Below are 23,530 nucleotides of genomic sequence, written 5' to 3'. Positions count from 1 at the left end.
CGAGGGGAAAATAGTTTTGGATTGGAAGATCATGAGCAAGCACAACAAACTTGTCGCGGCCGTGGCCCTGGCGGCCATGCTGGGCCTTGGCGGCTGCAGCACGGCCGCGCCCGCCGGTTCCGAACCCGCCACCGCGGGCTCCGCTGCGGCGTCGGGCCAGCCGGGGTCGGGCATGGCCGGCCAGCCGGCGTCGGACATGGCCGCATCGGGGGATGCCATGGCGGGAATGATTCACATCGAATCGGGCCATTACCGCAACGCTGCCCCGGTGGCGGCCGGATCCATGGTCACCGTCATGAATATGGGCAACGCCGCCTACACAGTCACCTCCGACGACGGACACAGCTTCAGCGTCACGGTCCCGGCCGGCGCCATGGCATCCTTCGAGGCCCCTGGGAAGGCCGGCAGCTACCCGTTCCACAGCGACGGCCGGTCAGCCATGCACGGTGTCCTGACCGTCCACTAGACGGACAGGGTCGATGAGAAGAAAAGGGACTAAGGCAATGAACAAGCGCTACCTGGCACTCGCAGGCCTGGCGGCAGGAGCAATCCTGCTGGGCGGCTGCGCTGCGGGGACGGCGTTGCCGCCCGCGGCCCCGCCCGCCACGTCACAAGGAACCGTCCCGATCCCGGCAGCCAAGGAGAACGCGCCACAGCCGCCGCAGGCCGCCGCGATGGTCTGCTCGGCGGAGGCCAAGGACAACGTCACCAAGATCCTGGGACTCAAGTCACCTCCCAGAACAACCCTGTCGTGGAACGGCACCATCTATTCCTGCAACTACTCCCTGCCGTCCGGAAGCTTGACGATGTCCGTCCACGTTTACTCGGCGGGCCCGGCCGCGCAGGCGGGTGCCAGGTCGCTTGCGAAGTCACTGAACGCGACGCCCATCCGCGGCCTCTCCAATCTGGGGCTGCCCGGCTACCAGTCGGACGCGGGCACCGTGGTCTTCGCCAAGGACAACATGACACTGCACGTCGACGCCACGATGATGTCTGGGACCGTTGGCTTCAACCGGGTCCCGCGCACCGATTTCGCCTACCAAATGGCCACCACCATCCTGGCCTGCTGGAGCGAACACTAAGCCGCGCCCGTGCGGCGCCGGACGAGGGCACCTTCCTTTTCGCGTGGGTGTGCGCCCGGCGAGCGGCGCCGGGGTTTTCCCCGTGCGCCGCTGCCCTGGTGGTGGCCGTTTCTCAATGATGGTGGCCGGAATGCCTCAACTGCTCCAGATTGCCCGGCAGCGAGCCGGGGCTGGTGGCGCCGTGCCCGGAGTGCGGGACGGCCAGTTGCCCGGCTGTGGACGCCGCAAGCCCCACAGAGGTTACGGACGCCACGACGATCGACGCGGCAAACATGGTGGCCACAACCGCCAGGGCCGACGGCGTCCGACCGGCCCTTGGGCGGGAAGAGGTCCGCAGTGCCCTGTTATGTTGCCAGCCGACCACCGCAAGAACTGACAGTTCCAGCACCAGCAGCGAAGCCACGGTCAGGTCCAGGAACCTCGACTCCTCCGGCAGGCGCCACGCGCCAATGAGGATCAAGGCGAGGTGAACCGACGCGGCCCCCACGACGGTTCGGGCCGCCACGCCGGCCAAGGGCAGGCGCCCGGTCCGCCAGGAGGCCAAGGCGTAGACAAGCGCTGCCCCCGCCCATGCCGACGACGCGAGTGCGGCCGCCCACCGCCACCACGCCGCTCCCCCCGTGGCGCCGGTTGCGCCGGTTGCGCCGGAAAGCAGGCTCGAGGAGGCAGCGCAGCCAAGCGCGGCAATGCCCACCGCGGCAATGCCGACGTACAGGCTGACAAGTTGGCTCCCGGACCCGGGGGAGATCTGGCGCCGTGTGGGACGGGCGCGCGGGGAATGACGCCGGGGACGGACTCCAGCCGTCTGGAGGGCGGCCATGGCTAGGCGGTTCGGGCGCTGACGGTCCGGTCCTGGGACAGACCGACCGCCAACAGCACCAATGCGCTGGCCAGGTGCAGGACGTTGTCAGCGCCATTGAGGGCGATGATGTTCAGTGCGGACGTGGTCAGGAACAGGCCCACAATGCCCACGAGGAGGTAGACCGCGCCGACGGTTGAATTGGCGGTCTTTGCCGCCGTGACGGAGCCCAGTCCGGCCAGCAGCAGCGCGGCCCCGATGGCGAGGTGGATGATGTTATGCAGGGGGTTGACCTCGAAGATGATCAGGTTCCGGCCCTCCGTGGCGAAGAACCCGATCCCGCTGGTGACAAAGAATCCGACGAGGCCCACCAACAGGTAGACGGCTCCGAAGATGGTGGCCAGCAGCCGGTTTGGTGATGTGCGCATGGCTTGCAATCCTTTTCCTAGTGCGGAGATACCTGTCCGCATCGACTCTTACGGGAACCGGTTGGATCCCGTGAGAGTCATTCGTAGGCATGCCGATTTTGGATTGCACCGATCCAACAAGTCTGTTTTCCAGCGCGTCACGCCTGGGCGTCGCTGCTTGAGTCTTCGGGTGGGTAGGTGATGGTCGTGCCGTGAACGCGTGCGAAGGATCGCAACACGTGCGGGGTCGCCTTCTTCTCGGTCATGATGTCCAGGACCCTCACGCCTCGTACCGCCAGGGCATCTCCAATCATGGACCGGTGGCAACGCCATGGCACGGCTTCGGCACACATGATCGCCACGTCATTGTGTTGTGCCCGCTCCACCAAGTCATCGACGGCTTCGGCGAACTCACGCGTCTGCATGTAATCGGCGTAGCCCTGAAACGACCTGTTGCGCCAGCCTCCGTTCGGGCTGTCCTTGCGCACATGCCGCAGACCGCCCAGCGCCTTCGCCCGGCGGTAGGTCAGGCCTTCGGCCCGCAGACTGGCAGCCAGGGCCTCCTCCATGAATTGAGGATTGTGGCCCGACTTCGGAATCGTGCGCACGTCCACCAGCTTCTTCACCCCGTGCGACTTCAGCAGGGCGATGAATTCATCGATCGGATGCGTCGAATGTCCAACGGTGTAAATCGTCGTGTCGTTCATCCAGCAACAGTACCGATCCCAAAATACTGTGGGCGTCCCGGGCCGCTCCTTGGCGCACTCCGGGCGCGTTTGTAGACTGTAGGCGAACCCACCTATCTGGCTCGCACGGGAGGGAAGGGGAATGGCCTCTTTTTGGGAACTTCACCACGCCGATGCGCCGCTCCTGCTGCCCAATGCGTGGGACCTCGGATCCGCGCTGGCATTTGCCGAGGCCGGCTTCTCCGCCGTCGGCACCACGAGCTTTGGCATCGCGGCAAGCGCTGGCCTGCCTGACGGCGCCCGGTCCAGCAAGGCGGCGACGGCCGCATTGGCGACGCAGTTGTGTAGCCTGCCCGTTCACATCACGACGGACATTGAGGACGGCTACTCCGACGATCCGTCCGAGGTTGCGGATTTCGTGGCCCAACTGGCGGCCTTCGGCGTGGCCGGGATCAACGTGGAGGACAGCACCGACGGTCATCTGGTGGACCCGGCAGTGTCCATCGCCAAGGTGGCGGCCGTCAAGCGAAGCAGCCCGGCTGTGTTCATCAATGCGCGCGTGGACAACTTATGGTTTCGCGAACAAGCCACAGTGGACGCCGTCGTTCGCCGTGCCAGCGCCTACGCCGACGCCGGCGCGGACGGGATCTTCGTGCCCGGGCTTGCGGACCCGGAGGACATTCGCAGCGTCACGGCCGCAATTGGTCTGCCGGTCAACGTGCTGGCGCATGCCTCCCTGACCGTTGCCGAACTGGGTGGGCTGGGAGTCCGGCGGGTGAGCTCGGGCTCCCTGCCATACCGCGCAGCGTTGGACGCGGCCGTGAACATTGCCAATGCCCTGCGCGGCGGCAGGCACGTGCCTGCCGCCACCTCCTACTGGGAGATACAGTCGCGGCTTGTGTCCTTCAGTCACGACAGCGCGGAATGACCGGCAGCGCCAGCCCTCAAGCCCGCCGGAACGGCGGCGAGGCGCGGCCAGACACTGAGGCCGCTGTCCGGGGACGCCGTCCGGCGCCGTGCAGCAGGCGGCCTGAACCTTACGGACGGCGGGCGCCCCGTCCCTGGAGGTCTGTGTTGCGGCGGTTCCTGGCGGCCGCGGCGCGGCCGCGGGCGAGTTCGGCCCGGAGGGCCGCGTTTTCGGTTTTCAGGCTCAGGACCAGTTGGATGCCGGAGAGCTTGAGGCCTTGGGCGAGAAGTTCTGGTATGCGTCTCAGCGTCGCCAGGTCGTTGTCGCTGTAGCGGCGTGTCCGCCTTCCGTCCGCAACGGCTCCAGAAGTCCCTTGCGTTCGTAGGGCCTGAGGCTTTGGTGGCCCATCCCGACGAGTTCTGCCGCGACCGAGATGGCATATACGCCCCGGTTCAGCAGAGCCCTGGCGACCATGAGGCCCACCTTTCCCCTTTGCGTCCTACAACAAATTCCCTTGCACCAGTGTGTCAGGCGTGGTCACCCAGCAGGTGCTGGGGACCTGGGCCCGCCCGGCAGCCATTCCGATGGATGCGTGGCGGGACGGGGACACCTTTGAGGTCGAGTTTGACCTCCCCGGCGTCAGCCCGGAGTCGCTCGACCTGGATGTGGAACGCAACGTGGTCACCATCAGGGCCGAACGCCCAGCCTTGGACGGCAACAAGGAGATGCTCGCCGCCGAACGGCCCCGGGGCGTGTTCAGCCGCCAATTGGTCCTGGGTGAAAACCTGGACACGGAGCACATCCAAGCCAGCTACGACAGCGGGGTCCTGACCCTGCGCATCCCCGTGGCGGAGCGGGCCAAACCGCGGAAGATCTCAATTGACAGCAAGGGAGGAGACCGCCAGGCCATCAACGCCTGACCGGAAAGAACCTGACGGCGTTGCCGGCACCGATGGTCCCCGGCCGCGCGGCCGGGGACCATCCCACCCGGCGGAAGGAGATCGAGATGACCGCCTGGCGCCGATACGACACGCTACTGCTGCCTGCTTTCCACGAACGCTTCGAGCGACGCTGGGGCAAGGGCATCGCACCGTTCCTGGATCCGGAACTCCACGAAGCACCCATGCCACGGGCGCATTGGATCAATGCCGACACAGGGGCCGCACTGGCCGTGGTCCCGGTCTGGACGGACGACGAAGCACGCCGCTCCTTCGCCGCCTTCTATCTGCCACCCGCAAAAATACCGCCCCCGCACTTCGGCCGGCAGCATTTTGCCGCGCCACCTCTTCAGAATCGACCTCGCGTGTGGCAGAGTCGAAGTGTCCCAGTCCTTCTTATCCTGGAGAGTCCCATGATCGAGATGTTGCATGACGCAGGCGTCAAGAGCGAGTACGCCTATGCCGGGGGTTTCGCGTCCATCCTGCTTTCCCTTGGCTCGTGGATGGTAAGCCGCGCCAAGAAGAACCATTCCAAGGCGCAATCCGACCGATGGGGAATTTTCGTCGGCCATTGGGCGCCGACGTTTTTTGCTCTCGGAATCGCGCTGAAACTCGAAGAAAAGAAATAACAGAGGAGGGCCGCGGCCCCAGATCCCCGCCAGGGAAGTCTCTGGGATCTGGGGGCATCACCCCCACGGGCTCTCGGCAGCCATCGCGGATCAGGTGGTTCTAGCTCTTAAGCCCAAGCGCCCCTGCCACCGTCTCGGCGTCGTCATCGGGGCCAACCGCTCCAGGCTCAGTCCAGACCAAGAAAGGGCTGCCCTCAACCACGATGAAGGACAGGTTCCTGCTGCGATCCTTTTTGTCATTGACGCCGCTCAGGACAGCGTTGATTTCCCTCGTTGCCCGCGCCAGCCCGGCGTCGTGAAATGACGCCACCGCGTCGTCCGCGGTTTCCCACAATCCGTGGACAAGGCAATCGCCGGCGGGGCTCGCAAAGCAATAAATCTTGTGAGTGACCGGACCAAGTACCCACGAGCGCTTATGCGGTTTGACCGGCTTCTCCATCTTGAGCCCGAGCGCCTTTTTTATCGTGTCAAGATCATCGTTGGGACCAAGCGCCCCAGGTTCATCAGGGCCCTCCGCACTCGGAGTCGTCCAGACGAGGAACGGCCTGTTCGCAACCACAACAAAGGACAGGTTCCTGCCCTCTTCCCTTGCCGCTCCAGCTTTCGCCAGAATAGTGTTTATTTCACTCGTGGCTCTCACAAGTTCAGCATCGTGAAAAGATTCCGCAACTCCTGCCGACGTTTCCCACAGCGACGAAACGATGCAGTCAGCCGCGGAATTTGGATAGCAATGGACGACGTGATGAGTGCTTATCCACCACGAACGCTTCTTAGGTTTTGCAGGCATTGCCCGTTCTGACGATTCCACACCAATCACCTTCGCTGAATAATCCCGATGCGCGAGCCACGTACGCCTCGTGCCAGCCAAGACGAGCATCCCACCTGCATCATTCCGGGTCAACGGTTCTCGAGGCGATATAGCGGCAGCCCGGCACGCTCAGTCCAGCCCTGCGTCGTCCAGCCCTGCCTTGTCCACTTTGCGGTGGAAATGCATGCCGGCCATGCCGCCCAGCAGCGAGCCAACCAGGGCCGCGACCGCAACAACGATGACCGCGAGAATGCCGGCGGGGCCTATGGTTCCCTCGTCGATCGGAATCCGAGGGAAACTGTTGAGCTGGGCCAGAATGTTGAAGCGAGATCCGGCAAGTGCGCCGACCACCGCGACGACGATGGCGATGGCAACGGCCCACAGCCAGACGGCGAGCCCTTGTTTCATTCCGTTGAAGCGTGCCATTCGTCCGGCAACATAACCACCGCAGTAGTAGGCGATGAGGATGATCACGATCAGGACGACAACGCCGGCCAGTCCCACTGTTGCGGGATTCTTGCTCGCAGCTCCCGCCACCTGATCGGTGGTGGTTCCGGTGGCGAGAGCCACCACCGTCCCGGCAGCAGCGGCAAGGGCTGTGAGCAACACGGCGGTCCCAGTGGCCGTGAGCCAACCGAAGAAGGCCGAGCCGACCTTCACGCCGCCATACCTTTCCACCTCCCGGCCCACGACGCTTTCGCGGTCACGTCCGGCCCGGGGACGGGACTGCGCGCGCGGCCCGTCCTTGTCATCGGCGCCATCACGGGGCGTCATGTCTGGATTGGTGCTCATTCTTTCCTCCTCGGCCGCGGACGCCGGGGCCGGCGGCAACTTCGGCTTTGCCGTTCGCGCTGATTCCCGGTCGGGGCCCCGCATGCTCGACGGCGGCGCCAGACCTGAACGGGCACGGGGTTGAGCCACGGTGTCCGCCCCCGCTGCTTGAGGCAGTTGAAGAACAATGGAATCCCGGGCTGCCGGCCCGGCATCCACTGCTGTTCCTGCATCATAGTCCCCGGTTGGCAGAGCAGCGCAAGGGCGGGCTCGCGAGGAACCAGCCGGCTGCCGGTGGCGGCACTGCTTGGCCATGGTCCTGAGTGGAGGGTCCGTGGGGACCGGCCGGCGGCTGGTCCGCCTGCGACTGGGAACGGACCGCCCGCACCACGCCCTTCCCGGCCCGGACCGCGCGCACCGGCCAGGAACAGTGGCTGCAAGTCCCCGTCGGCGTGCGCAGCCAGCCCTGGGGACGGCTCGTGGTCCCCACAAACACACGGGATGACGAGCTGGCGGCCACAGTCCTGGAACGTGCCGCCCAGACCCTGGCCACCAACCGCCTGGCAGATCGCGACCAACGCGAACTCACCCACCGGGCGCAAGCCGGGCTGCAGCAGTTCGCCGAATCCGAGCTCGCAGGCATCCTCGACGCCGAGGCAAAGGGCCGGGACGGGCTCCTGGACCTGCTCGGCCACTACCTCGAATCGGGCGGGAACAAGGCCGCCCTGGCCCGCAACGGATACGTCAGCCGGCCGACCACATTACGCCCGGCTCGCGAAGCTGGAGGAGCTGCTCGCCGCCGACCTGGACGACGCCGAATCCCGCACCTCCCTCCACGTGGCCCTACTCCTGCACCGCCTGCGGAGTGAACCGGCGTAAGCGGCATCATGCCATCGCGACTGCCTCATCAAAAGGTCTTGAATGTCAGCGGCCATGCTGTTTAGATCGGGAGCACGGTCACCTTCCGCGACCGTTCTACCGATAGGACGTGCAGTCATGGGGATTCTCGGATTTCTGCTTCTCGGACTCATCGCAGGAGCCATTGCCAAGGCGATCCTGCCCGGCCGGCAGGGCGGCGGCTGGTTGCTCACACTCGTACTGGGCGTCGTGGGCGCAATCCTCGGTGGCTGGATCGGGTCATTGATTTTTGGCGGCGGCCTCGGCAATTTCTTCAACATTCGGACCTGGCTGCTTTCGATCCTCGGCGCCATCATCGTGCTGCTGATCTACGGCGCTATTGCCGGCCGCAGAAGCCGGGTGTAGAGGGCATCGGGACGTGCCGTCCGCGACGCAGTGCCTGTCCGCGGACGGTTTCGTGCACCCGAGGGGGTCAAGGGGCAGAAGCCCGGACTGTTCCTAGGCTGGTTCAATCAGCTCCGGTGAATCGTTGCGGACGTTGCCGACGCCCTTGCCGACCTCGCGCGGCACCAACACCGGATCCGGCATGGCATCCACGAGCGATTGGATGTCGGACTTGTCCGTCAAGGCCGGGTCGAGCCAGTCGCCCAGCATGTCCCGTGGCACGACCACGGGCGTTCTGTCGTGGACGTGGCCCAGCGCGTCGGGGGCCGGCCTGGTCAGAATCGTCATCGTCATCAGCCAGTCCCCTTCATGTCCTTCAGGAACGTCGGGATCGCGCCAGAACTCATAAAGGCCAGCGAAACCCAACAGCTCGTTGTTCTCGGGGTGAAGGTACGTCGGGATCTTTTCCGCGCCGCGCTTTTCCCATTCGTAATACCCATCCGCCGGGATCAGGGCCCGCCGTTTGACCGCGGCCGACCGGAACATCGGCTTCTCCAGAACCGTTTCGGAGCGGGCATTGATGGCTCGTGAGCCGACGCTCCTTGACTTGGCCCAGACCGGCACGAGGCCCCATCGGGCCGTCTCCAGCCGCCGCGACGGCTGCCCTTGGAGACCGCGGCCAATCACAATCCGCACCGGGTCGGTCGGTGCCACATTCCAACTCGGTGGCAAATCCTCAGCGACGACCTCGTCAATCTCGAAGGCCGACACGAGGTCGCTGTTAGCTTTGGAAACCACAAATCGTCCACACATACGGTGAGCCTAGCCGCGGCGGGTGCGTGTCGCTAGGCGTTCCTGTCGCGAAACAGCCCCCTGGCCCACACACCGTGCGACATCGCCCTGTAGTACACCTTTCGGCTCTACACGCTTTTCTTCGACCAACCCTGCAACAAGGCAACTCACCCTGCCGCCACCGATCCCTCTCATGCTGCTGTTGACACCACTTGGATAGAGCAAGTAGAGTGCGTCCCCGGCGCCGCTCGAGTACGCGGAAGTCGAGTAGCCACCACTCGTGCCAACCTTCAGGGTTTTTCATAGCCTGTCCATAGGATATTCAGCGTGGATTCAGTCATTGAATAGAAGGTCTCCGCCGTGGCACACAGGTATCCTGCACTCGTTGCAGGCACGACAAGTTCAGGCGCATTCGCTGGCGAGGGCGACGGTGCCGGCATCATGGTGCCGGACGATCTGTATCCAGCCGTCTCGTCTCCCCGCTTCGAGGCGGCACAGCTGGCCCTGAGCGAGGCTTGGGCGCACCGCCCGCCAGCCTACTCATGGGAGCGCGCCGTGTTTGAAAAGGCAGTGATACCCGCCGCCCGCGCGGAGCTATACGCCGCATGGCTGGAAGCCGCCGAGCAACGGGGAATCGCGTCCGATCCGCTGTAATCGCGGAGGGACAACGCGAAACACGCCCTTGAGCGGGGACGTGCCGCCTAATGCGGCGGCCCGGATGACGGGGGCTGCAGGACGGCTGTCCGGGTTGTGTGGGAAAGTGGAGGCATGGCCCCGACTCCGCACCAATGCCGGCAGGACGCTCCCGATCAGCAGGACCGCAGTTCCGTGTATGAGCCGCCAGCGAGGGCACTGCTCGCTTCGGTCATGCACATATCCGACGTAGCTCATGGGGTCCGCACGCGGTTGGCCAGAGCCGCCGGCTTCGCGCCCACCATCGTCGCCTACCCCGGTTACGGCAGTACCACGTGGGTGCGCGTGCTCGCCCGGGTCGTCTTGACGACCACGAAGCCTGCTGCCACCACGGACAAGGTCCGCGGCTGGCGGGCCTTCACCAGCGTGCCCGTCCGGAACAGCGAGGTCGAGGTGGAAATCGGCGGTGTCATCCATCCAGTGCATGCCGACGCCGGTGGACTCGTGGACGTGGTCCTGGAAACTTCCCTCGCACCGGGCTGGCACCCCGTCTCTCTGCGCAGCCCGGACACGGCCCCCGCCGAGGCCCGAGTCCTGGTCGTAGCTCCGGAAGCCACGTTCGGCATCGTGACCGACATCGACGACACCGTCATGGTGACGGCACTGCCCAGGCCGCTGCTGGCCCTGTGGAACACACTGGTCCTGAGCGAGCGGGCACGGACGCCGACCCCGGGCATGGCGGTCCTGCTGGACCGGATCGCTGCCCGGCACCCGGAAGCGCCGGTGCTCTACTTGTCGACCGGGCCGTGGAATGTGGCACCGGCCCTGGCACGATTCCTTGCGCGGAATCTGTATCCGGAAGGCGTCCTGTTGCTCACCGACTGGGGACCGACACGGCAGCGCTGGTTCCGCAGTGGACGGGAGCACAAGTACAACAATCTGCAACGGCTCGCCCGGGAGTTCCCGGGCGTCCGGTGGCTCCTCGTGGGCGACGACGGCCAGCACGACCCGGCAATTTATGCTGACTTCGCCCGCGCGCACGCGGGGCAGACAGCCGCGATAGCCATCCGCCAGCTCTCCGCCGGCGAGGCCCTGCTGGCCGGTGGCCGCGCACACGAGGACGTCCACGCCACCGATCATGGCGCGGTGCCTTGGGTGTCCGCGCCGGACGGAGCCGGTCTCGCCGCGCAGTTGAAAGACGCCGGTATTCTCTGAGCTCGGCCTTCCCGAAGCCCGGGACGATTCCGGAGGATGTCCGCGACCGTCGCCGGGATCGGCTCCCCAGCAGGACCAGCGGGACTTTCATGCGGGCCATGGCATTGTCACCGAAAGCTGGAGCCCTCTCGGGCGCGGCGGAGACTTGCTGAAGGACCGGACCATAACCGCCATTGCGTGCGTACACGGGGTCAGCCCTGCTCAGGTGATTCTGCGCTGGCACGTGCAACTCGGAGCCGTTCCGATACCAAAGTCGGCTGATCCGACGCGCCAGCGCGAGAATTTGAATATATTCGCTTTTGAGTTGGGCGAGCTCGAGATGGAGTCCATAACAGCGTTGAACAAGGGTCGGATTTGGCACCAGGACCCCAATGAGTACGAGGAATTTTAACAGCCTGTCGTGTGGTGCGGCATCACCTTCAGAACCTGCGGTGAAGGGGTCTTTCCACATCACCGTGCATGTGATCCATCGAGAAAGTCGAAACATCAGGAGGGTCGCAGATGGCGGTCGCAGCACGGGAGTGCAAATTCGAAGAAGGGCCAGCGTTCCACGGCATGTCACTACCCCAGAAAAACGAACGGGATCATCCATCGACAAAGGACGCGCTTCGTATCCAGCTTGTAGCTTCTTCATGACCCGCCCCGAGGAGATCCGGATCGCGGTGATCGGATCCGGGAAGATGGGATCGGTCCATGCCAGGAATATCACCAGGACCCCCGGAGCGCGATTGGTCGGTGTGGCAGGGGGCTCAGGCGCGGACTCGTTGGCCTCTCGGTACGGCGCCGGGCACCTCGGCATCGAGGGCGCATTTGCCCGCCGGGATATCGATGCAGTGGTCATTTCGTCGCCCAACCGTTTCCACGCCGATCACATTGTGCGGGCTGTCGAGGGCGGCAAGGCTGTCCTGGTCGAAAAGCCGGTGGACCTCGATCTGGACCGAGTGGATCAATGCATCAACGATGTCGGCCAGGCTTCCGATCGGGTGGTGGTCGCCTTCAACCGTAGATTTGATCCATCCTTCGCCGCCGTGCACCACAGAATACTCGCAGGGGAGATAGGAGCCGTGGAACAACTCGTTATCATCAGTCGCGACCCTGCGCCACCGCCGCTGGAGTACGTACAGACATCGGGGGGCCTCTTCCGAGACATGATGATCCACGATTTCGACATGGCACGCCATCTCGTGGGCGACATCGTTTCCATTCAAGCATCCAGTCAGACGACAGATCCGGACCTTGGCGCCCTGGGCCACGCCACTGGGGCCGTGGCGACGCTCACGGCAACTTCGGGCGCACTCGTCACCATCGTCAATTCCCGCAGCAACGCGACCGGATACGACCAACGAACCGAGGCGTTCGGTGCCCTCGGGACGCTGGCCGTGCGGAATCCCACTCCGACATTGGTGACCGCATCCAACCGGTATGGCACTCATGCGGGCGATCCGTTCATCACGCACTACGCCGAACGGTACAGTACTGCTTACCGTCGTGAAATCGAGCACCTGGTCGCGGTAGCCCGCGGCGAGGAAAAGCCCCTCGCCACACTCCATGATGGCCGCGCAGCGCTTGTCCTGGCCCTGGCTGCGGGCGAATCAGCCGCTTCCGGGGGTGCCGCCTTCGGGCTCCTGGCCTAAGGAGAGGAAGACGGATGCTCTCAAGCGCACCATCGCTGTCGAATTCAGATGCGCACCAGCGCCTCGAAGCGGATCGCACCTTCCGGCCGGCGCTCACCACTGCGAGCCTGCCGCTTGAGGATATCGGGCGGATCGCAACCGACGTAATGAAACGATTCACCTCCCTGCTTTTACCGTTGTGGCTCTCGGTGCCGGGAATATTGCCGACAAGCACAAACATTCCTTTACCGTCGCCGACGGTGCCGGAGAAAGCGGACGGGAACTGACTTATCTGGACCTCTTCCAACAGCAACGGGTCCAAGACGTCTTGATCACTCCATTCGGATATGTCCTTCAACGGCTGGACGCGATGCGTTCCGAGGGATACCGTCCGTTCTCGTTGTCCGGCTTGCAGGTGCGGCGCACTTCTGCTCTGCTTCGGTTGACGAAGTCGCCGGTGGCAGGGCAGCCATGGCCCACCTCTTGGACGCCGGGCCGGTCCGTCCGGCGTTCGCCGGCGGCCCCTTCACACTCCAACAGGTCGAAGGCCGTTATCGGGGCGCACATGCCGCCAAGGGAGTCGGCGTCACCGTCAAAATTTTTGAGACATTAAATCTCAAGTTTGAGCCAGGACACCAGATCGGCGAACTGACCAGCGGTCTTCGGCCGACCATGCGGCCCAACGCGGCATTTGCTGCCAAAGACCAGCTGGCGCTCGGTCTCCTGGAGTCATTCACCGCCAACGGGCTCCGCTTTCCCGAAGATATTGCCATAGTTGGCTTCGACGACGTCGACTTCGCTTCCCAGTCGAGCATCCCGCATACGTCCGTCAGACAGCCCCGGCAATACATCGGGGAACGCCCAGCAGAACTTCGGTGCCATGAAATCGACAACAAAATCGACCACGTCCATCGCCAAGTCATGTTTACGCCCGAAATCGTCTCCCGGCATAGCAGCGTGCGCAGCTAGGGAACCGGACTCCGCCCGCCGCGCGACGACGGATTCAGCCACTGGACCAGGCGGGCCGCTCGCCATTGCGCGCAGGCACGCAGACCGTCACCGGGAAGTCTGTCCAGCGCCCAAATCAAGGATTTCCCTAGCGGGTGCCGGTCAGATGCAGATCGGCCGGCTTAGCGTCTTCTCCCCTGGTGGCTGCCGCAGCCTAGGTTTAAAATGCTTGCACATAGACCATTGACACATTGAATCGATTCATGGTTCTATATTGGAAAGCGTTTACCAGTCTTCTGGTGGCCTCAGCGCTCGACTTTAAAGATCAAAGGAGATCCCATGCATGACCAAGTGTCCGAAGCCGCAACAATGCCGTTGATGCCACGACGCGCGACGCTGAGCGGATGGATCGGCAGTGCGCTGGAATATTACGATTTTTCGATTTATGCATCGGCTGCAGCTTTGGTCTTTCCACAGGTTTTCTTTCCCAAGGGGAATGCCTCCATCGCAGTCATCGCGTCACTGGCGACCTACGGCGTGGGGTACCTAGCCCGGCCGCTCGGAGCGTTCGTGCTGGGCAATCTGGGCGATCGTCATGGCCGCAAAAACATCCTCGTTTTTGCCATGCTGCTCATGGGCTTCTCGACGTTCCTGGTCGGTGCGCTGCCGACGTACCAGCAGGTGGGCCTGCTGGCGCCGATCCTTCTTGTGGTTCTGCGCCTGGTCCAGGGATTCGCGGTCGCGGGGGAACTTGGTGGCGCCAGTGCCATGATCGTCGAGCACTCTCCGGAAGGTCGCCGCGGCTTTTACGCAAGTTTCGCCCTGCAGGGGACTCAGGCCGGCGGAATCCTTGCCGCGGCCAGTTTCATCCCGCTGTCCGCATTTCTGCCGTCGGCACAGTTTCTGGCGTGGGGCTGGCGGGTGCCGTTCTTCCTCAGCGCCATCGTGGTCATCGCCGGCTTCATCATCCGTCGTCGGGTGGCGGAGACCCCTGCATTTCTCGAAGAAAAGGCGACACGGCAGATCGCAAAGGCGCCCGTGCTGCAAGTATTTCGTGAAAGCGGTGGCGCGCTCGTCAGGGCCATCTGCATGGGACTGGCGAACGTCATCGGGGTGACCGTGGTGGTCTTTGGTGCCGCCTATGCAACCCAACCCGCGTATGGGATCAAGATGAGCCCCGCCACCTACTTATGGATGCCCGTGCTCGCGAATCTCGTCGCCATCGTCCTGATACCCTTCTTCGGGAGGCTCTCTGACCGGATAGGGCGCCGTCCCTTGATGATCTTCGGCCCGCTTAGCGCCGGAATCCTTTCGTTCTTCTACCTTTGGGCCGTCAGCCAAAAGAACATCGCCCTCACCGTGGTGCTGGCGATCCTGATCTTCGGTGTCCTCTACCAAATGTGGAACGCATCGTTCTCCAGCTTCTTTCAGGAACTGTTCCCGACCCACACGAGGGTCACGGGCTTCGCCGTCTCCCAGAACATTGCGCTCCTCCTCGTGGCGTTCCTACCAAGCATCTTTACCTTGATCGCGCCCCCTGGCTCAACGCTTGTCCCGCTTGTGATCGGAGGGCTCACCCTCGTCCTGTCCGTCATCTCAGCCCTTGCTGCCTGGTTTTCCCGGGAAACGGCCAAGCTCGGCATGAATGAGCTAGGTGTACTGACACCTGCAGTCGCGGTGCCGCCGTCCGGAAAAGACTCCTAATGCGCATGGGCGACTCAGATGAACGCCATTTAGTAGGAAAATGATGCCAGCATGTTCTGCATCGGGGCAGGAGGGTAAAGTCGTGGTATCATTCTCCGAAATCGGTCAGGAGTCACCCCGTCGGATCCATCCAGACGCAGCCAGGGTGGCCCTGGTCGGAGTGCACGGTTTCGGCACACATCATCTCCGCAACCTAGAAAGGCTCCAGGCCAGCGGCTTGGTCAGCCTCGTTGCCGTCGCAGACCCGAATCCGCCTGCCCCTGGCACCCTCCCGCACGAAACCGCCATATTCAGCACCCTGGAGGAGTTGCTGGCAGAAACCCCGGCACTTGACCTTGTCATTGTGGCAACCCCCATTCAAACGCACGCGCCACTTGCGCTCACTGCGCTTCCCCACGCAGACCTTTACCTGGAAAAGCCCCCCGTTGCCTCGATCGCCGACTTCAACGCCCTTCAGGACGCCGCAAATAGAGCCGGCAGGAGCATCCAGGTCGGCTTCCAAAGCCTCGGGTCCGACGCGTTGGAGGCCATTGGCGACCTCATCTTGACCGGTGAGATCGGAACCCTTCTGGGCATTGCCGCCACCGGACGGTGGGTGCGTGACCGTGCCTACTACAAACGCTCAAGCTGGGCAGGCAAACGCCGCCTGAACGGCGTCGACGTCGTCGACGGAGTGGCTACCAATCCGCTGGCACACGCCGTCGCCACCGCGTTGAGGATTGCAGGGGCACGGACGGCGGAAGATCTTGCCTCCGTGGAAACGGACCTCTACCACGCCAACGACATCGAGTCCGACGACACGTCGATCATCCGGATCCGTACCGCCACCGGCCTGCCGATCACGTGCGCGCTCACCCTGTGCGCCAGCGAGTCCGTCGAACCGTACATCACCCTCCAAGGCAGCGAAGGCACAGCCATTTTCCACTACACAGAGGACCGCCTCACTGTCAGCTCTGCCGCCGGCGACCGACACGGGCTGTTCGGCCGGACGGACCTCGTCGAGAACCTGCTGGAGCATCTGCGCCAGCAACATCACCCCCAGAGCCCGACACGCAGCGTGGCACTGATCAGTCCGCTCTCGGACAGCGGCGCTTTCATGCGCGTGGTTGAAGCCATCCGCAAGGCCCAACCTCCACTCCAAATCCCCGAAAAGTACCGCCTCTGGGTAGGAGACGGCGACGCGGCCCATGCCGTGGTCGCCGGAATCGAAGATGCGTTGGAACGCGCAACGGCGGCCCACGCCACCTTCAGCGAGCTCGGCCTGCCCTGGGCGCGGCCCGCCGCCCCCGCCGTGGAAAAGCCATCCCTACGCTTACACAACAAGGGTGAACCGGACGGTAGTCACAGCGGCCTCGCCGTCGTGGCCACCCTGCAAAGCGGCGCCGGTCTCGCGACGCGGCTCTCACCCCGGCCGTACCTCCACCCAGTGCGCACCCTCGACGGCGTCACCGTCAGCGACCATCTACCGGCCGACCACCCCTGGCACCTTGGCGCAGGAATTGCCCTGCAGGATGTAAACGGCGTCAACTTCTGGGGCGGCAAAACCTACACACGCGCTACAGGCCGCTATGAAGAACGGCCGGACCATGGACGCATCATCGACGTGTCAACAACGTCCCGGCCGGACCTCCTGGACCAAGCCCTCCATTGGAAGGCACCGGACGGAGAGGTGCTGCTGCGCGAACGCCGCATTACCCGAGGCCGGCTGGTGGACCGCCGGACGTGGCGACTTGACCTGACATCGGAGCTGACCGCCGGCGTCGACGCCTCGCTGGGTGGCCCGGGCTCAAACGGTGCGAGCGGAAGCGGCTACGGCGGACTCTTCTGGCGCATCGCAGCCTGCTTGGGTGCTGATGTCTTCACTGACGAAGGCCAAGGTGAAGCCGAAGTCCATGGCGTCGCCTCTCCCTGGCTGGCCGTGACGGCAGATTTTCCAGAGGGCCCGGCAAGCCTGGTTTTCGCCGCTCCTGCCGAGGCGCGCGATCCTTGGTTTGTCCGGATGTCCGACTATCCCGGAGTGGGTTCAGCTCTGGCCTGGGACCGACCCGTCTTACTGGCTGCAGGGGACTCCGTTATCCGCTCCTACACAATGTGGATCTCGGACGGCAAGGTGTCTCCGTCCGAGGCAGCCAGATTTGCGTCCGATCGCGCTTCCGGGGAACCTGCCCATGACGGTGGAGCCTTTCCCGAGCCTGACGATGCCGCCAAGACCGCACCGAAGCCGGCGGCAGACGCGGCAGCAGGACCCACTGCACCGCCGCATATGGCACCGACTGTGTGAATAGGCGCCGCAAGTCCGTTTTCGCCGAATCCCGGACGGCACGTGGCACCGTCGGCCGTCCAATATCGTCCGCTGAGATGACGGGCAGCAATGGCGGACGTGTGGGCATCGTCGGAGAGCCCGTGGCAGGCACAGCGGAGCCGGAGCGGTACCGTATGATTGCTCTCCCCCATGAAGAACTGGCCCGGGATCTGGGGCAGGAACTTGCACGCAGCCACGACGGCCCATTCGTGATTGTGGTGGCGCTGACGGGCTGGCCACCTCGGACGGGCGGATCCGGGGATTCCAGCAAGGATTGGCCCACGCCGGCCGCCCGGCCGCGGAGATCATCCGTGTCCCGTTCAACCGGGCCGGGGCTACGAAGCCGGCGTCAAGATTGCCCGGAAGCTCAACGCTGTCGCGAGACAGACAAGGCTGTGCATCTTCGCCGGGAACGACGTCATGGCCAGCGGAGTGGCAGCCGGACTGCGCGAAAACGGGCTTAAAGTTCCACGTGATGTCCTGCTTGCTGGATTCGATGACATCGAATGGCTGCAGGACTTCCGGCCGGCGCTCACCACTGTGGGCCTGCCGCTTGAGGAGAGCGGGCGGTTCATAACTTTGGGTGCACTGTCGGACGACGCGACTTCTGTCAGGATTGCCGGGCGAGTCATTCTCCGCGAAAGTACGGGTGGTGCCTAAGGGAACTGCCCCCGTCCACCCTTGTCAACGGCCTGCTCATACGCCCTTGGAAGGTCCCGCAACCGTGTGAAATACAAGGGACTCGTCCGCCCGCTGAAGGCAGGAAGCAGGACGCCACGGCCGCCGGTCCCTGCTGAACGGGCCATGGCTCAAGGCGATCGGGCGTCCCTCGCGTTGAAAGATGGGGGTGGACTTGAGGGCCGGTTACCGCCGGACCATCGACTCCGGCGCCGCGCTGGGCTCGTAGGCTTTGAGCCGGGTGCCGGCGGCAACGAGGCCGCGGAGTGAGTCGGGCCCGCCCGTGACGGTTCCGGCGGCGCGCGCCTGGATGAGGACGTTTCCCAGGGCTGTTGCCTCGACGGGGCCGGCGATGACCTTCTTGCCTGTCGCGTCGGCCGTAAGTTGGCACAGCAGGGTGTTTTGCGAGCCGCCCCCCACTATGTGGATCACGTCCACGGCCTGCCCCGACAGGGCCGAGGCATCGTGCACCGTGCGTGCGTAGGCTGCCGCGAGGCTGTCCAGGACGCAGCGCACGACGGCGGCCGGCCGGTTCTCGAGCGCTGCGGCCGCTGCGTTGGCCGCGGCCAGGATGCGGGCCGGCATGTTGCCGGGTGCGATGAAAGCCTCCGCGTCCACGTCGATGAGCGGTCCGCCCGCCGGCTCCGCCGCGGCCGCGGCCAGGAGTTCCGCCAGGGCCGGCCCGGGCCGCCGCGCCGCCGGGGCCGGGGACCCGGCGGCGGGCGTGTCCCGGCGCTCCTGCGTCCACGTGCGCATGGATTCGCTGAGCAGCCAGAGCCCGCCCGTGTTGCGCAGGTAGCGGATGGTGCCGTCCACGCTGCGTTCGTTGGTGAAATTAGCAGCGCGGCTGGCCTCCGTCAGGACGGGGTGGGTGAGCTCGACGCCCACCAGGGACCAGGTGCCGGAGGAGACGTAGGCAAAATTGCGGCCGGCTGCGGGAACGGCCGCGACGGCGGAGGCGGTGTCGTGCGACCCCACGGCTACCACCCGGGTCTCCCCGGGCAGCCCGGTGGCGGCCGCCACGGCCGGGAGCAGCGTGCCAACCGTTTCGCCCGGCTGGATCAGCGGCGGAAAAAGCCCGGCAGGCAAGCCGAGGACCGTGAAGAATTCGGTGGCCCATTCCCCGGCGACGGCGTCGAACAATCCGGTGGTGGAGGCGTTGGTGGCCTCCGTGCGTCGGGCCCCAGTGAGCCGGAAGGCAATGAGGTCCGGGATCAGGAGGGCCTGCAGGCCGGCCAGGCTGGCTTCGCTGGCGAGCTGGTAGATCGTGTTGAACGGCAGGAATTGCAGCCCGGTGGTGGCGTAGAGCCGTTCCGGGCCCAGCGCCTGGTGGACCCTTGCGACGGCGGCGTTGCTCCGGCCGTCCCGGTAGCTGTGCGGCTGGGCCACGAGGGCGCCGGCGGCGTCCACGAGGCCGTAGTCCACCGCCCAGGTGTCAATGCCGATGCTCGCGATCCGCTCCGCCCGCAGTGCCGCCGCCACGGCGGCAGCTGACAGTCCCGTCAGGACCTCAGCGAACAGTGCGCCGAAGTCCCAGCGCAGGGCGCCGTCGATTTCTTGGACGCCGTTGGGGAAGCGGTGCACTGTCTCCAGCACTGCCCCTGTATCGGTGTTGACGCGCCCGAGCATGACCCGGCCGGAGGAGGCACCGATGTCAATGGCGACGAACGCCTCCCCGCCACGGGCAGCCGCGGGGTGGCGTTCTGTTTCGGCGGTGTCGTTCATCGCAGGAAGGCTGCGGCCACGCCAGCGTCGACGGGGATGTGCAGCCCCGTCGTGTGCGACAGCTCGGCGCTGGTGAGCACGGCCGCGGCGTTGGCCACGTTCTCGGGCAGGACCTCGCGCTTAAGCAGTGTCCGCTGGGCATAGTACTCGCCCAGCTTTTCCTCCTCCACACCGTACACGGCGGCGCGCTTGGCGCCCCAACCGCCGGCGAAGATGCCGGAGCCGCGGACCACGCCGTCGGGGTTGATGCCGTTGACGCGCACGCCGTACTCGCCCAGTTCGGCCGCCAGCAGGCGCACCTGGTGGGCCTGGTCGGCCTTCGTGGCGGAGTAGGCGATGTTATTGGGCCCGGCAAAAACGGAGTTCTTCGAGGAGATGTAGACGATGTCCCCGCCCATGTCCTGCTCGATCAGCACCTTCGCGGCCGCCCTCGAGACCAGGAAGGAACCCTTGGCCATCACGTCGTGCTGCAAATCCCAGTCCTTTTCACTGGTTTCCAACAGGGGTTTGGAGATGGAGAGCCCGGCGTTGTTGACCACCAGGTCCAGCCCGCCAAAGGCCAGCACGGCCGCGTCCACCGCGGACTGCACCGCGGCCGCATCGGTGACATCGGCCCGGATGCCCACGGCCACGTCGGGGCCGCCCAGCGCGGCGGCCACGTCCTGGGCCGCGTCCAGGTTGAGGTCGGCAATGACCACGCAGGCGCCTTCGGCGGCCAGCCGGGTGGCAATGGCCTTGCCGATGCCCGACGCCGCACCGGTCACCAGTGCGATGCGCCCGGCGTGGGACTTGGGCCCGGGCAGGCGGGCCAGCTTGGCCTCCTCCAGCGCCCAGTACTCGATCCTGAACTTCTCCGCCTCCTCGATGGGAGCATAGCTGGAGAGCGCCTCGGCGCCGCGCATGACGTTGATGGCGTTGAGGTAGAATTCCCCGGCCACCCGGGCCGTCTGCTTGTTCGCCCCGTAGGAGAACATGCCCACGCCCGGTATTAGCACGATGGCCGGGTCCGCCCCGCGCATGGCGGGCGAATCGGGCTGCGCGTGGCGCCCGTAGTACTCGGCATAGTCCCTGCGGTACTCGGCGTGCAGCTCCTTGAGCCGGGCGAGGGAGTCCTCCACCGACGCACCGGCGGGCAGGTCCAGGATAAGGGGGGCGACCTTGGTGCGCAGGAAGTGGTCCGGGCAGCTGGTGCCCAGGGCACCCAGTCGCGGGTGTTCGGCCGAGGCCAGGAAATCCAGCACGGCGGGGTCATCGCTGAAGTGGCCCACGGCGGCCTTGTCCGTGGAGGCCAGCCCCCGGATGGTAGGAGCCAGGGCGGCCGCCTTGGCCCGGCGCTCGGCCTCCGGTAGTGCTTCGAACGCGGGGAGCCTTGGACCGAAAGGGGCTTCCTTGCCGTGGTCCTTGATGTACTTTTCCGCGGTGTCGATGATCCAGCGCGAATTAGCCTCCGCTTCCTCGCTGGTTGCGCCCCAGGCGGTGATGCCGTGCCCACCTAGGATGGTGCCCACGGCGTCGGGGTTGTTCGCCTTGATGGCGGCAATGTCCAGGCCGAGCTGGAAGCCGGGGCGCCGCCACGGCACCCAGGCCACCCGGGAACCGAAAATCCGCGCAGTCAGATCCTCGCCGCCGGCCGCCGTGGCGATGGCGATGCCGGAGTCCGGGTGCAGGTGGTCCACGTGCGCGGCGTCGAGAAGGCCGTGCATGGCCGTGTCGATCGACGGGGCCGCCCCGCCCTTCCCATGCAGGCAGTAGTCAAACGCCGCGACCATCTCGTCCTCGCGCTCCACCCCGGGGTAAACATCCTGCAGGGCGCGCATGCGGTCCAGGCGCAGCACGGCCAGGCCGGACTCCGCCAAGGTGCCCAGGTCCCCGCCGGAACCCTTCACCCACAACAGTTCCACCGGCTCCCCCGTGACGGGGTCCGCGGCAATGCCTTTTGCCGAGGTGTTGCCGCCCGCATAGTTCGTGATGCGCTTGTCCGCACCCAGGCGGTTGGACCGGGAAATCAGCTCATCAACAGTCGTGTTGGTGTTGTTGGCAATACCGTTCATGGTTACGCTCCCCATCCGGCCTGGGTTCCGCCCACGCGCTCTTCGTTGATTTGTTGTTGGTAGCCGCTGGCGGCATAGGCGGCCAGCGGGTCCGCGGGCAGCCCCCGGGATGCCCGCCACTGCGCCAGGTCCGGGCGGACGTCGGTGTAGAACGCGTCCATGAAGAGCGCGTTCGCACCCAGCACGTCCCCGGATTCCTGCGCCTCCGCCAGGGCCGACCGGTCCACCAGAAGCGCCCGGGCCGTCATTTCCTGCACGTTGAGCACCGACCGGATCTGGCCCGGAATCTTCTCCTCCAGGTTGTGGCACTGGTCCAGCATCAGCGCCACACCGGAGTCCTGGCCCAGGCCACCCCCGCGGATCACCTCAAACATGATGCGGAAGAGCTGGAACGGGTCCGCCGCCCCCACAATGAGGTCGTCGTCCGCGTAGAAGCGTGAATTGAAGTCAAAGGACCCCAGCTTGCCCAGGCGCAGCAGCTGCGCCACGATGAACTCGATGTTCGTGCCCGGGGCGTGGTGCCCCGTGTCCAGGCACACCTTTGCCTTCTCCCCCAGGGCCAGCGTGTGCGCGTACGAAGTGCCCCAGTCCGGGACATCCGTATGGTAAAAAGCCGGCTCGAAGAACTTGTACTCCAGGACCATGCGCTGGCCATCGCCCAGCCGCGCGTAAATCTCCTGCAGCGACTCGGCCAGCCGGTCCTGGCGGCCGCGCAGGTCACCCTGGCCCGGATAGTTCGTGCCGTCCGCCAGCCAGATCTTCAAGTCCCGTGAACCGGTGGCGTCCATGACGTCGATGCATTCAAAGTGGTGGTCGATGGCCTGGCGGCGGACCTTCCTGTCCACATGGGTCAGCGACCCGAACTTGTAGGCATCGTCCTGGAACGTGTTGGAGTTGACCGTGCCCAGACCCACGCCCAGGCCCGCGGCGTGGCTCTTCAGGGCCTCATAATCGTCCACCTTGTCCCACGGGATGTGCAGCGCCACCGCCGGGGCAAGGCCGGTCAGCTCGTGGACCTTCGCCGCATCGGCGATCTTCTCCTGGACGGTCCGCGGCGTGCCCGGGGTGCCAAAGACCTTGAAGCGGGTGCCGGAGTTGCCGTACGCCCAGGACGGCACCTCGATCGCCAGGCGTTGGAGGGTCGGAACTAATTCGGCGAACGTGGTCATGCCGTTTCTCCTTGGTGCAGGGTTGTTTGGCGAGAATTGAGGCCGTCGGCCTGGTCTTCCAGATTCTTGGACTGATCGTCCAGATTGAAGACTTCCTCCAGGAGGGTTGCACCCTGATCAGCGCGGCCCTCAATCCCGTTGAATAGGGAGCCCATGTGGCGCTCCCACTCGGCGGCGGCCTCCGAGGAGGCCAGGTACTCTTCTCCGGCGTCTACCGAATCGGTCTCGAAGTAGCCCACAAGGAGGCCGTCCGCGCGAAGGAAAAGGGAATAGTTGCGTCGGCCCGACGCCTGGATTTCCCGGAGCATCGAGGGCCATACTTCTCTGTGGCGCTCCTTGTACTCGGGGATCTGCAAAGGATCCACCTGCAGGGTGAAGCAGACGCGGGTCATTCCTACTCCGGTGTGTGGGAGGGCCGGGACGGGGTGACC

The 23,530-nt window shown here is 65.2% G+C and carries 25 protein-coding genes and 2 pseudogenes; 16 read left to right on the top strand and 11 right to left on the bottom strand.

All coding sequences use genetic code 11. The annotated features are described in order from the left end of the window. Positions 1–31 precede the first annotated feature (31 nt). Together DMB86_RS10075 and DMB86_RS10070 are read left to right on the top strand one after the other, a co-directional pair. Complete coding sequence (locus DMB86_RS10075; protein WP_113717637.1) at positions 32–466, top strand: cupredoxin domain-containing protein; 435 nt, start codon at positions 32–34, stop codon at positions 464–466. Between the two features lie 37 nt (positions 467–503). Then, on the top strand, positions 504–1,082 hold the full coding sequence (locus tag DMB86_RS10070) for a hypothetical protein (RefSeq protein WP_113717636.1): 579 nt from the start codon (positions 504–506) through the stop codon (positions 1,080–1,082). A gap of 112 nt (positions 1,083–1,194) precedes the next feature. Here DMB86_RS10070 and DMB86_RS10065 read toward each other — a convergent pair whose 3' ends face one another. From DMB86_RS10065 to DMB86_RS10055, 3 genes are all read right to left on the bottom strand, one after another. Next, positions 1,195–1,902 (bottom strand): hypothetical protein, encoded by a 708-nt coding sequence (locus DMB86_RS10065; protein WP_113717635.1) that lies wholly within the window; start codon positions 1,900–1,902, stop codon positions 1,195–1,197. 2 nt (positions 1,903–1,904) lie between these two features. Then, positions 1,905–2,309 (bottom strand): DUF4383 domain-containing protein, encoded by a 405-nt coding sequence (locus DMB86_RS10060; RefSeq protein ID WP_113717634.1) that lies wholly within the window; start codon positions 2,307–2,309, stop codon positions 1,905–1,907. A 137-nt stretch (positions 2,310–2,446) separates the two neighbouring features. Beyond that, on the bottom strand, positions 2,447–2,995 hold the full coding sequence (locus DMB86_RS10055; protein ID WP_113717633.1) for a DUF488 domain-containing protein: 549 nt from the start codon (positions 2,993–2,995) through the stop codon (positions 2,447–2,449). A 121-nt stretch (positions 2,996–3,116) separates the two neighbouring features. Between DMB86_RS10055 and DMB86_RS10050 the strand changes: the two genes are divergently transcribed. Then, the gene (locus DMB86_RS10050) at positions 3,117–3,902 is read left to right on the top strand and encodes an isocitrate lyase/PEP mutase family protein (RefSeq protein WP_113717632.1); all 786 of its coding nucleotides are present in this window, start codon (positions 3,117–3,119) and stop codon (positions 3,900–3,902) included. Positions 3,903–4,011: 109 nt separating this feature from the next. Here the strand turns inward: DMB86_RS10050 and DMB86_RS10045 are convergent. Further along, positions 4,012–4,289, bottom strand: a pseudogene (locus DMB86_RS10045) (MerR family transcriptional regulator). Positions 4,290–4,465: 176 nt separating this feature from the next. Here DMB86_RS10045 and DMB86_RS10040 point away from each other — a divergent pair. Then, positions 4,466–4,801, top strand: a complete 336-nt coding sequence (locus tag DMB86_RS10040) for an Hsp20/alpha crystallin family protein (RefSeq protein ID WP_113719470.1) — start codon at positions 4,466–4,468, stop codon at positions 4,799–4,801. Between the two features lie 86 nt (positions 4,802–4,887). Continuing rightward, positions 4,888–5,118 (top strand): annotated as a pseudogene (locus DMB86_RS10035) (hypothetical protein); the annotation flags it as partial. A gap of 430 nt (positions 5,119–5,548) precedes the next feature. Here DMB86_RS10035 and DMB86_RS20295 read toward each other — a convergent pair. Both DMB86_RS20295 and DMB86_RS10020 read right to left on the bottom strand, forming a co-directional pair. Further along, entirely contained in the window at positions 5,549–6,256 is a 708-nt protein-coding gene (locus DMB86_RS20295) for a hypothetical protein (protein WP_129545511.1), read from the bottom strand. Positions 6,257–6,385: 129 nt separating this feature from the next. After that, positions 6,386–7,048, bottom strand: a complete 663-nt coding sequence (locus DMB86_RS10020; RefSeq protein WP_113717630.1) for a hypothetical protein — start codon at positions 7,046–7,048, stop codon at positions 6,386–6,388. A gap of 302 nt (positions 7,049–7,350) precedes the next feature. On the opposite strand from DMB86_RS10020, the gene DMB86_RS10015 reads away from it, so the two are divergent. Both DMB86_RS10015 and DMB86_RS10010 read left to right on the top strand, forming a co-directional pair. Then, positions 7,351–7,896, top strand: a complete 546-nt coding sequence (locus DMB86_RS10015; protein WP_227878294.1) for a hypothetical protein — start codon at positions 7,351–7,353, stop codon at positions 7,894–7,896. Positions 7,897–8,023: 127 nt separating this feature from the next. Continuing rightward, positions 8,024–8,290 (top strand): GlsB/YeaQ/YmgE family stress response membrane protein, encoded by a 267-nt coding sequence (locus DMB86_RS10010; protein WP_113717629.1) that lies wholly within the window; start codon positions 8,024–8,026, stop codon positions 8,288–8,290. A 93-nt stretch (positions 8,291–8,383) separates the two neighbouring features. Here the strand turns inward: DMB86_RS10010 and DMB86_RS10005 are convergent, their stop codons facing one another. Then, positions 8,384–9,067, bottom strand: coding sequence for an SOS response-associated peptidase (locus tag DMB86_RS10005; protein ID WP_236783328.1), 684 nt, complete (start codon positions 9,065–9,067; stop codon positions 8,384–8,386). A gap of 354 nt (positions 9,068–9,421) precedes the next feature. Here DMB86_RS10005 and DMB86_RS10000 point away from each other — a divergent pair, with 354 nt between their 5' ends. The 9 genes from DMB86_RS10000 to DMB86_RS21000 all read left to right on the top strand — a co-directional run bounded on the left by DMB86_RS10000 (position 9,422) and on the right by DMB86_RS21000 (position 18,136). Then, positions 9,422–9,715 (top strand): hypothetical protein, encoded by a 294-nt coding sequence (locus DMB86_RS10000; protein WP_113717627.1) that lies wholly within the window; start codon positions 9,422–9,424, stop codon positions 9,713–9,715. Between the two features lie 213 nt (positions 9,716–9,928). Beyond that, a complete protein-coding gene (locus tag DMB86_RS09995; RefSeq protein WP_227878738.1) occupies positions 9,929–10,909 on the top strand; it encodes an App1 family protein in 981 nt (326 codons plus the stop codon). A gap of 205 nt (positions 10,910–11,114) precedes the next feature. Then, positions 11,115–11,300, top strand: a complete 186-nt coding sequence (locus tag DMB86_RS09990; RefSeq protein ID WP_236783368.1) for a hypothetical protein — start codon at positions 11,115–11,117, stop codon at positions 11,298–11,300. Between the two features lie 241 nt (positions 11,301–11,541). Then, a complete protein-coding gene (locus DMB86_RS09985; RefSeq protein WP_171814443.1) occupies positions 11,542–12,543 on the top strand; it encodes a Gfo/Idh/MocA family protein in 1,002 nt (333 codons plus the stop codon). A 14-nt stretch (positions 12,544–12,557) separates the two neighbouring features. Continuing rightward, entirely contained in the window at positions 12,558–12,809 is a 252-nt protein-coding gene (locus DMB86_RS20290) for a hypothetical protein (RefSeq protein WP_129545510.1), read from the top strand. A 184-nt stretch (positions 12,810–12,993) separates the two neighbouring features. Continuing rightward, positions 12,994–13,491: a substrate-binding domain-containing protein gene (locus tag DMB86_RS09980; protein WP_113717623.1), complete on the top strand. Its 498-nt coding sequence runs from the start codon at positions 12,994–12,996 to the stop codon at positions 13,489–13,491. 318 nt (positions 13,492–13,809) lie between these two features. Continuing rightward, on the top strand, positions 13,810–15,174 hold the full coding sequence (locus DMB86_RS09975) for an MFS transporter (RefSeq protein ID WP_113717622.1): 1,365 nt from the start codon (positions 13,810–13,812) through the stop codon (positions 15,172–15,174). Positions 15,175–15,214: 40 nt separating this feature from the next. Then, positions 15,215–17,455: a DUF6807 family protein gene (locus DMB86_RS09970; RefSeq protein ID WP_113717621.1), complete on the top strand. Its 2,241-nt coding sequence runs from the start codon at positions 15,215–15,217 to the stop codon at positions 17,453–17,455. A 441-nt stretch (positions 17,456–17,896) separates the two neighbouring features. Continuing rightward, positions 17,897–18,136, top strand: a complete 240-nt coding sequence (locus DMB86_RS21000) for a substrate-binding domain-containing protein (protein ID WP_236783327.1) — start codon at positions 17,897–17,899, stop codon at positions 18,134–18,136. Positions 18,137–18,340: 204 nt separating this feature from the next. On the opposite strand, the gene DMB86_RS09960 is transcribed toward DMB86_RS21000, so the two are convergent. The 4 genes from DMB86_RS09960 to DMB86_RS09945 are packed head-to-tail and all read right to left on the bottom strand — an operon-like array spanning position 18,341 to position 23,491. Further along, positions 18,341–19,879, bottom strand: a complete 1,539-nt coding sequence (locus DMB86_RS09960; protein ID WP_113717620.1) for a rhamnulokinase — start codon at positions 19,877–19,879, stop codon at positions 18,341–18,343. Next, positions 19,876–21,930 carry a bifunctional aldolase/short-chain dehydrogenase gene (locus DMB86_RS09955; RefSeq protein WP_418202268.1) on the bottom strand — a complete coding sequence of 685 codons (2,055 nt, stop codon included), beginning with the start codon at positions 21,928–21,930 and terminating at the stop codon, positions 19,876–19,878. Before DMB86_RS09955 ends, DMB86_RS09960 begins: the two co-directional genes overlap by 4 nt. A gap of 2 nt (positions 21,931–21,932) precedes the next feature. Beyond that, positions 21,933–23,099 (bottom strand): L-rhamnose isomerase, encoded by a 1,167-nt coding sequence (rhaI, locus tag DMB86_RS09950; RefSeq protein ID WP_113717618.1) that lies wholly within the window; start codon positions 23,097–23,099, stop codon positions 21,933–21,935. After that, complete coding sequence (locus DMB86_RS09945) at positions 23,096–23,491, bottom strand: L-rhamnose mutarotase (RefSeq protein WP_113717617.1); 396 nt, start codon at positions 23,489–23,491, stop codon at positions 23,096–23,098. The genes rhaI and DMB86_RS09945 overlap by 4 nt, the downstream gene beginning before the upstream one ends. Between the last annotated feature and the right edge of the window lie 39 nt (positions 23,492–23,530).

The sequence above is a fragment of the Arthrobacter dokdonellae genome, from assembly GCF_003268655.1.
GTDB lineage: Bacteria > Actinomycetota > Actinomycetes > Actinomycetales > Micrococcaceae > Specibacter > Specibacter dokdonellae.
This window is presented reverse-complemented; position numbering and strand designations above follow the sequence as displayed.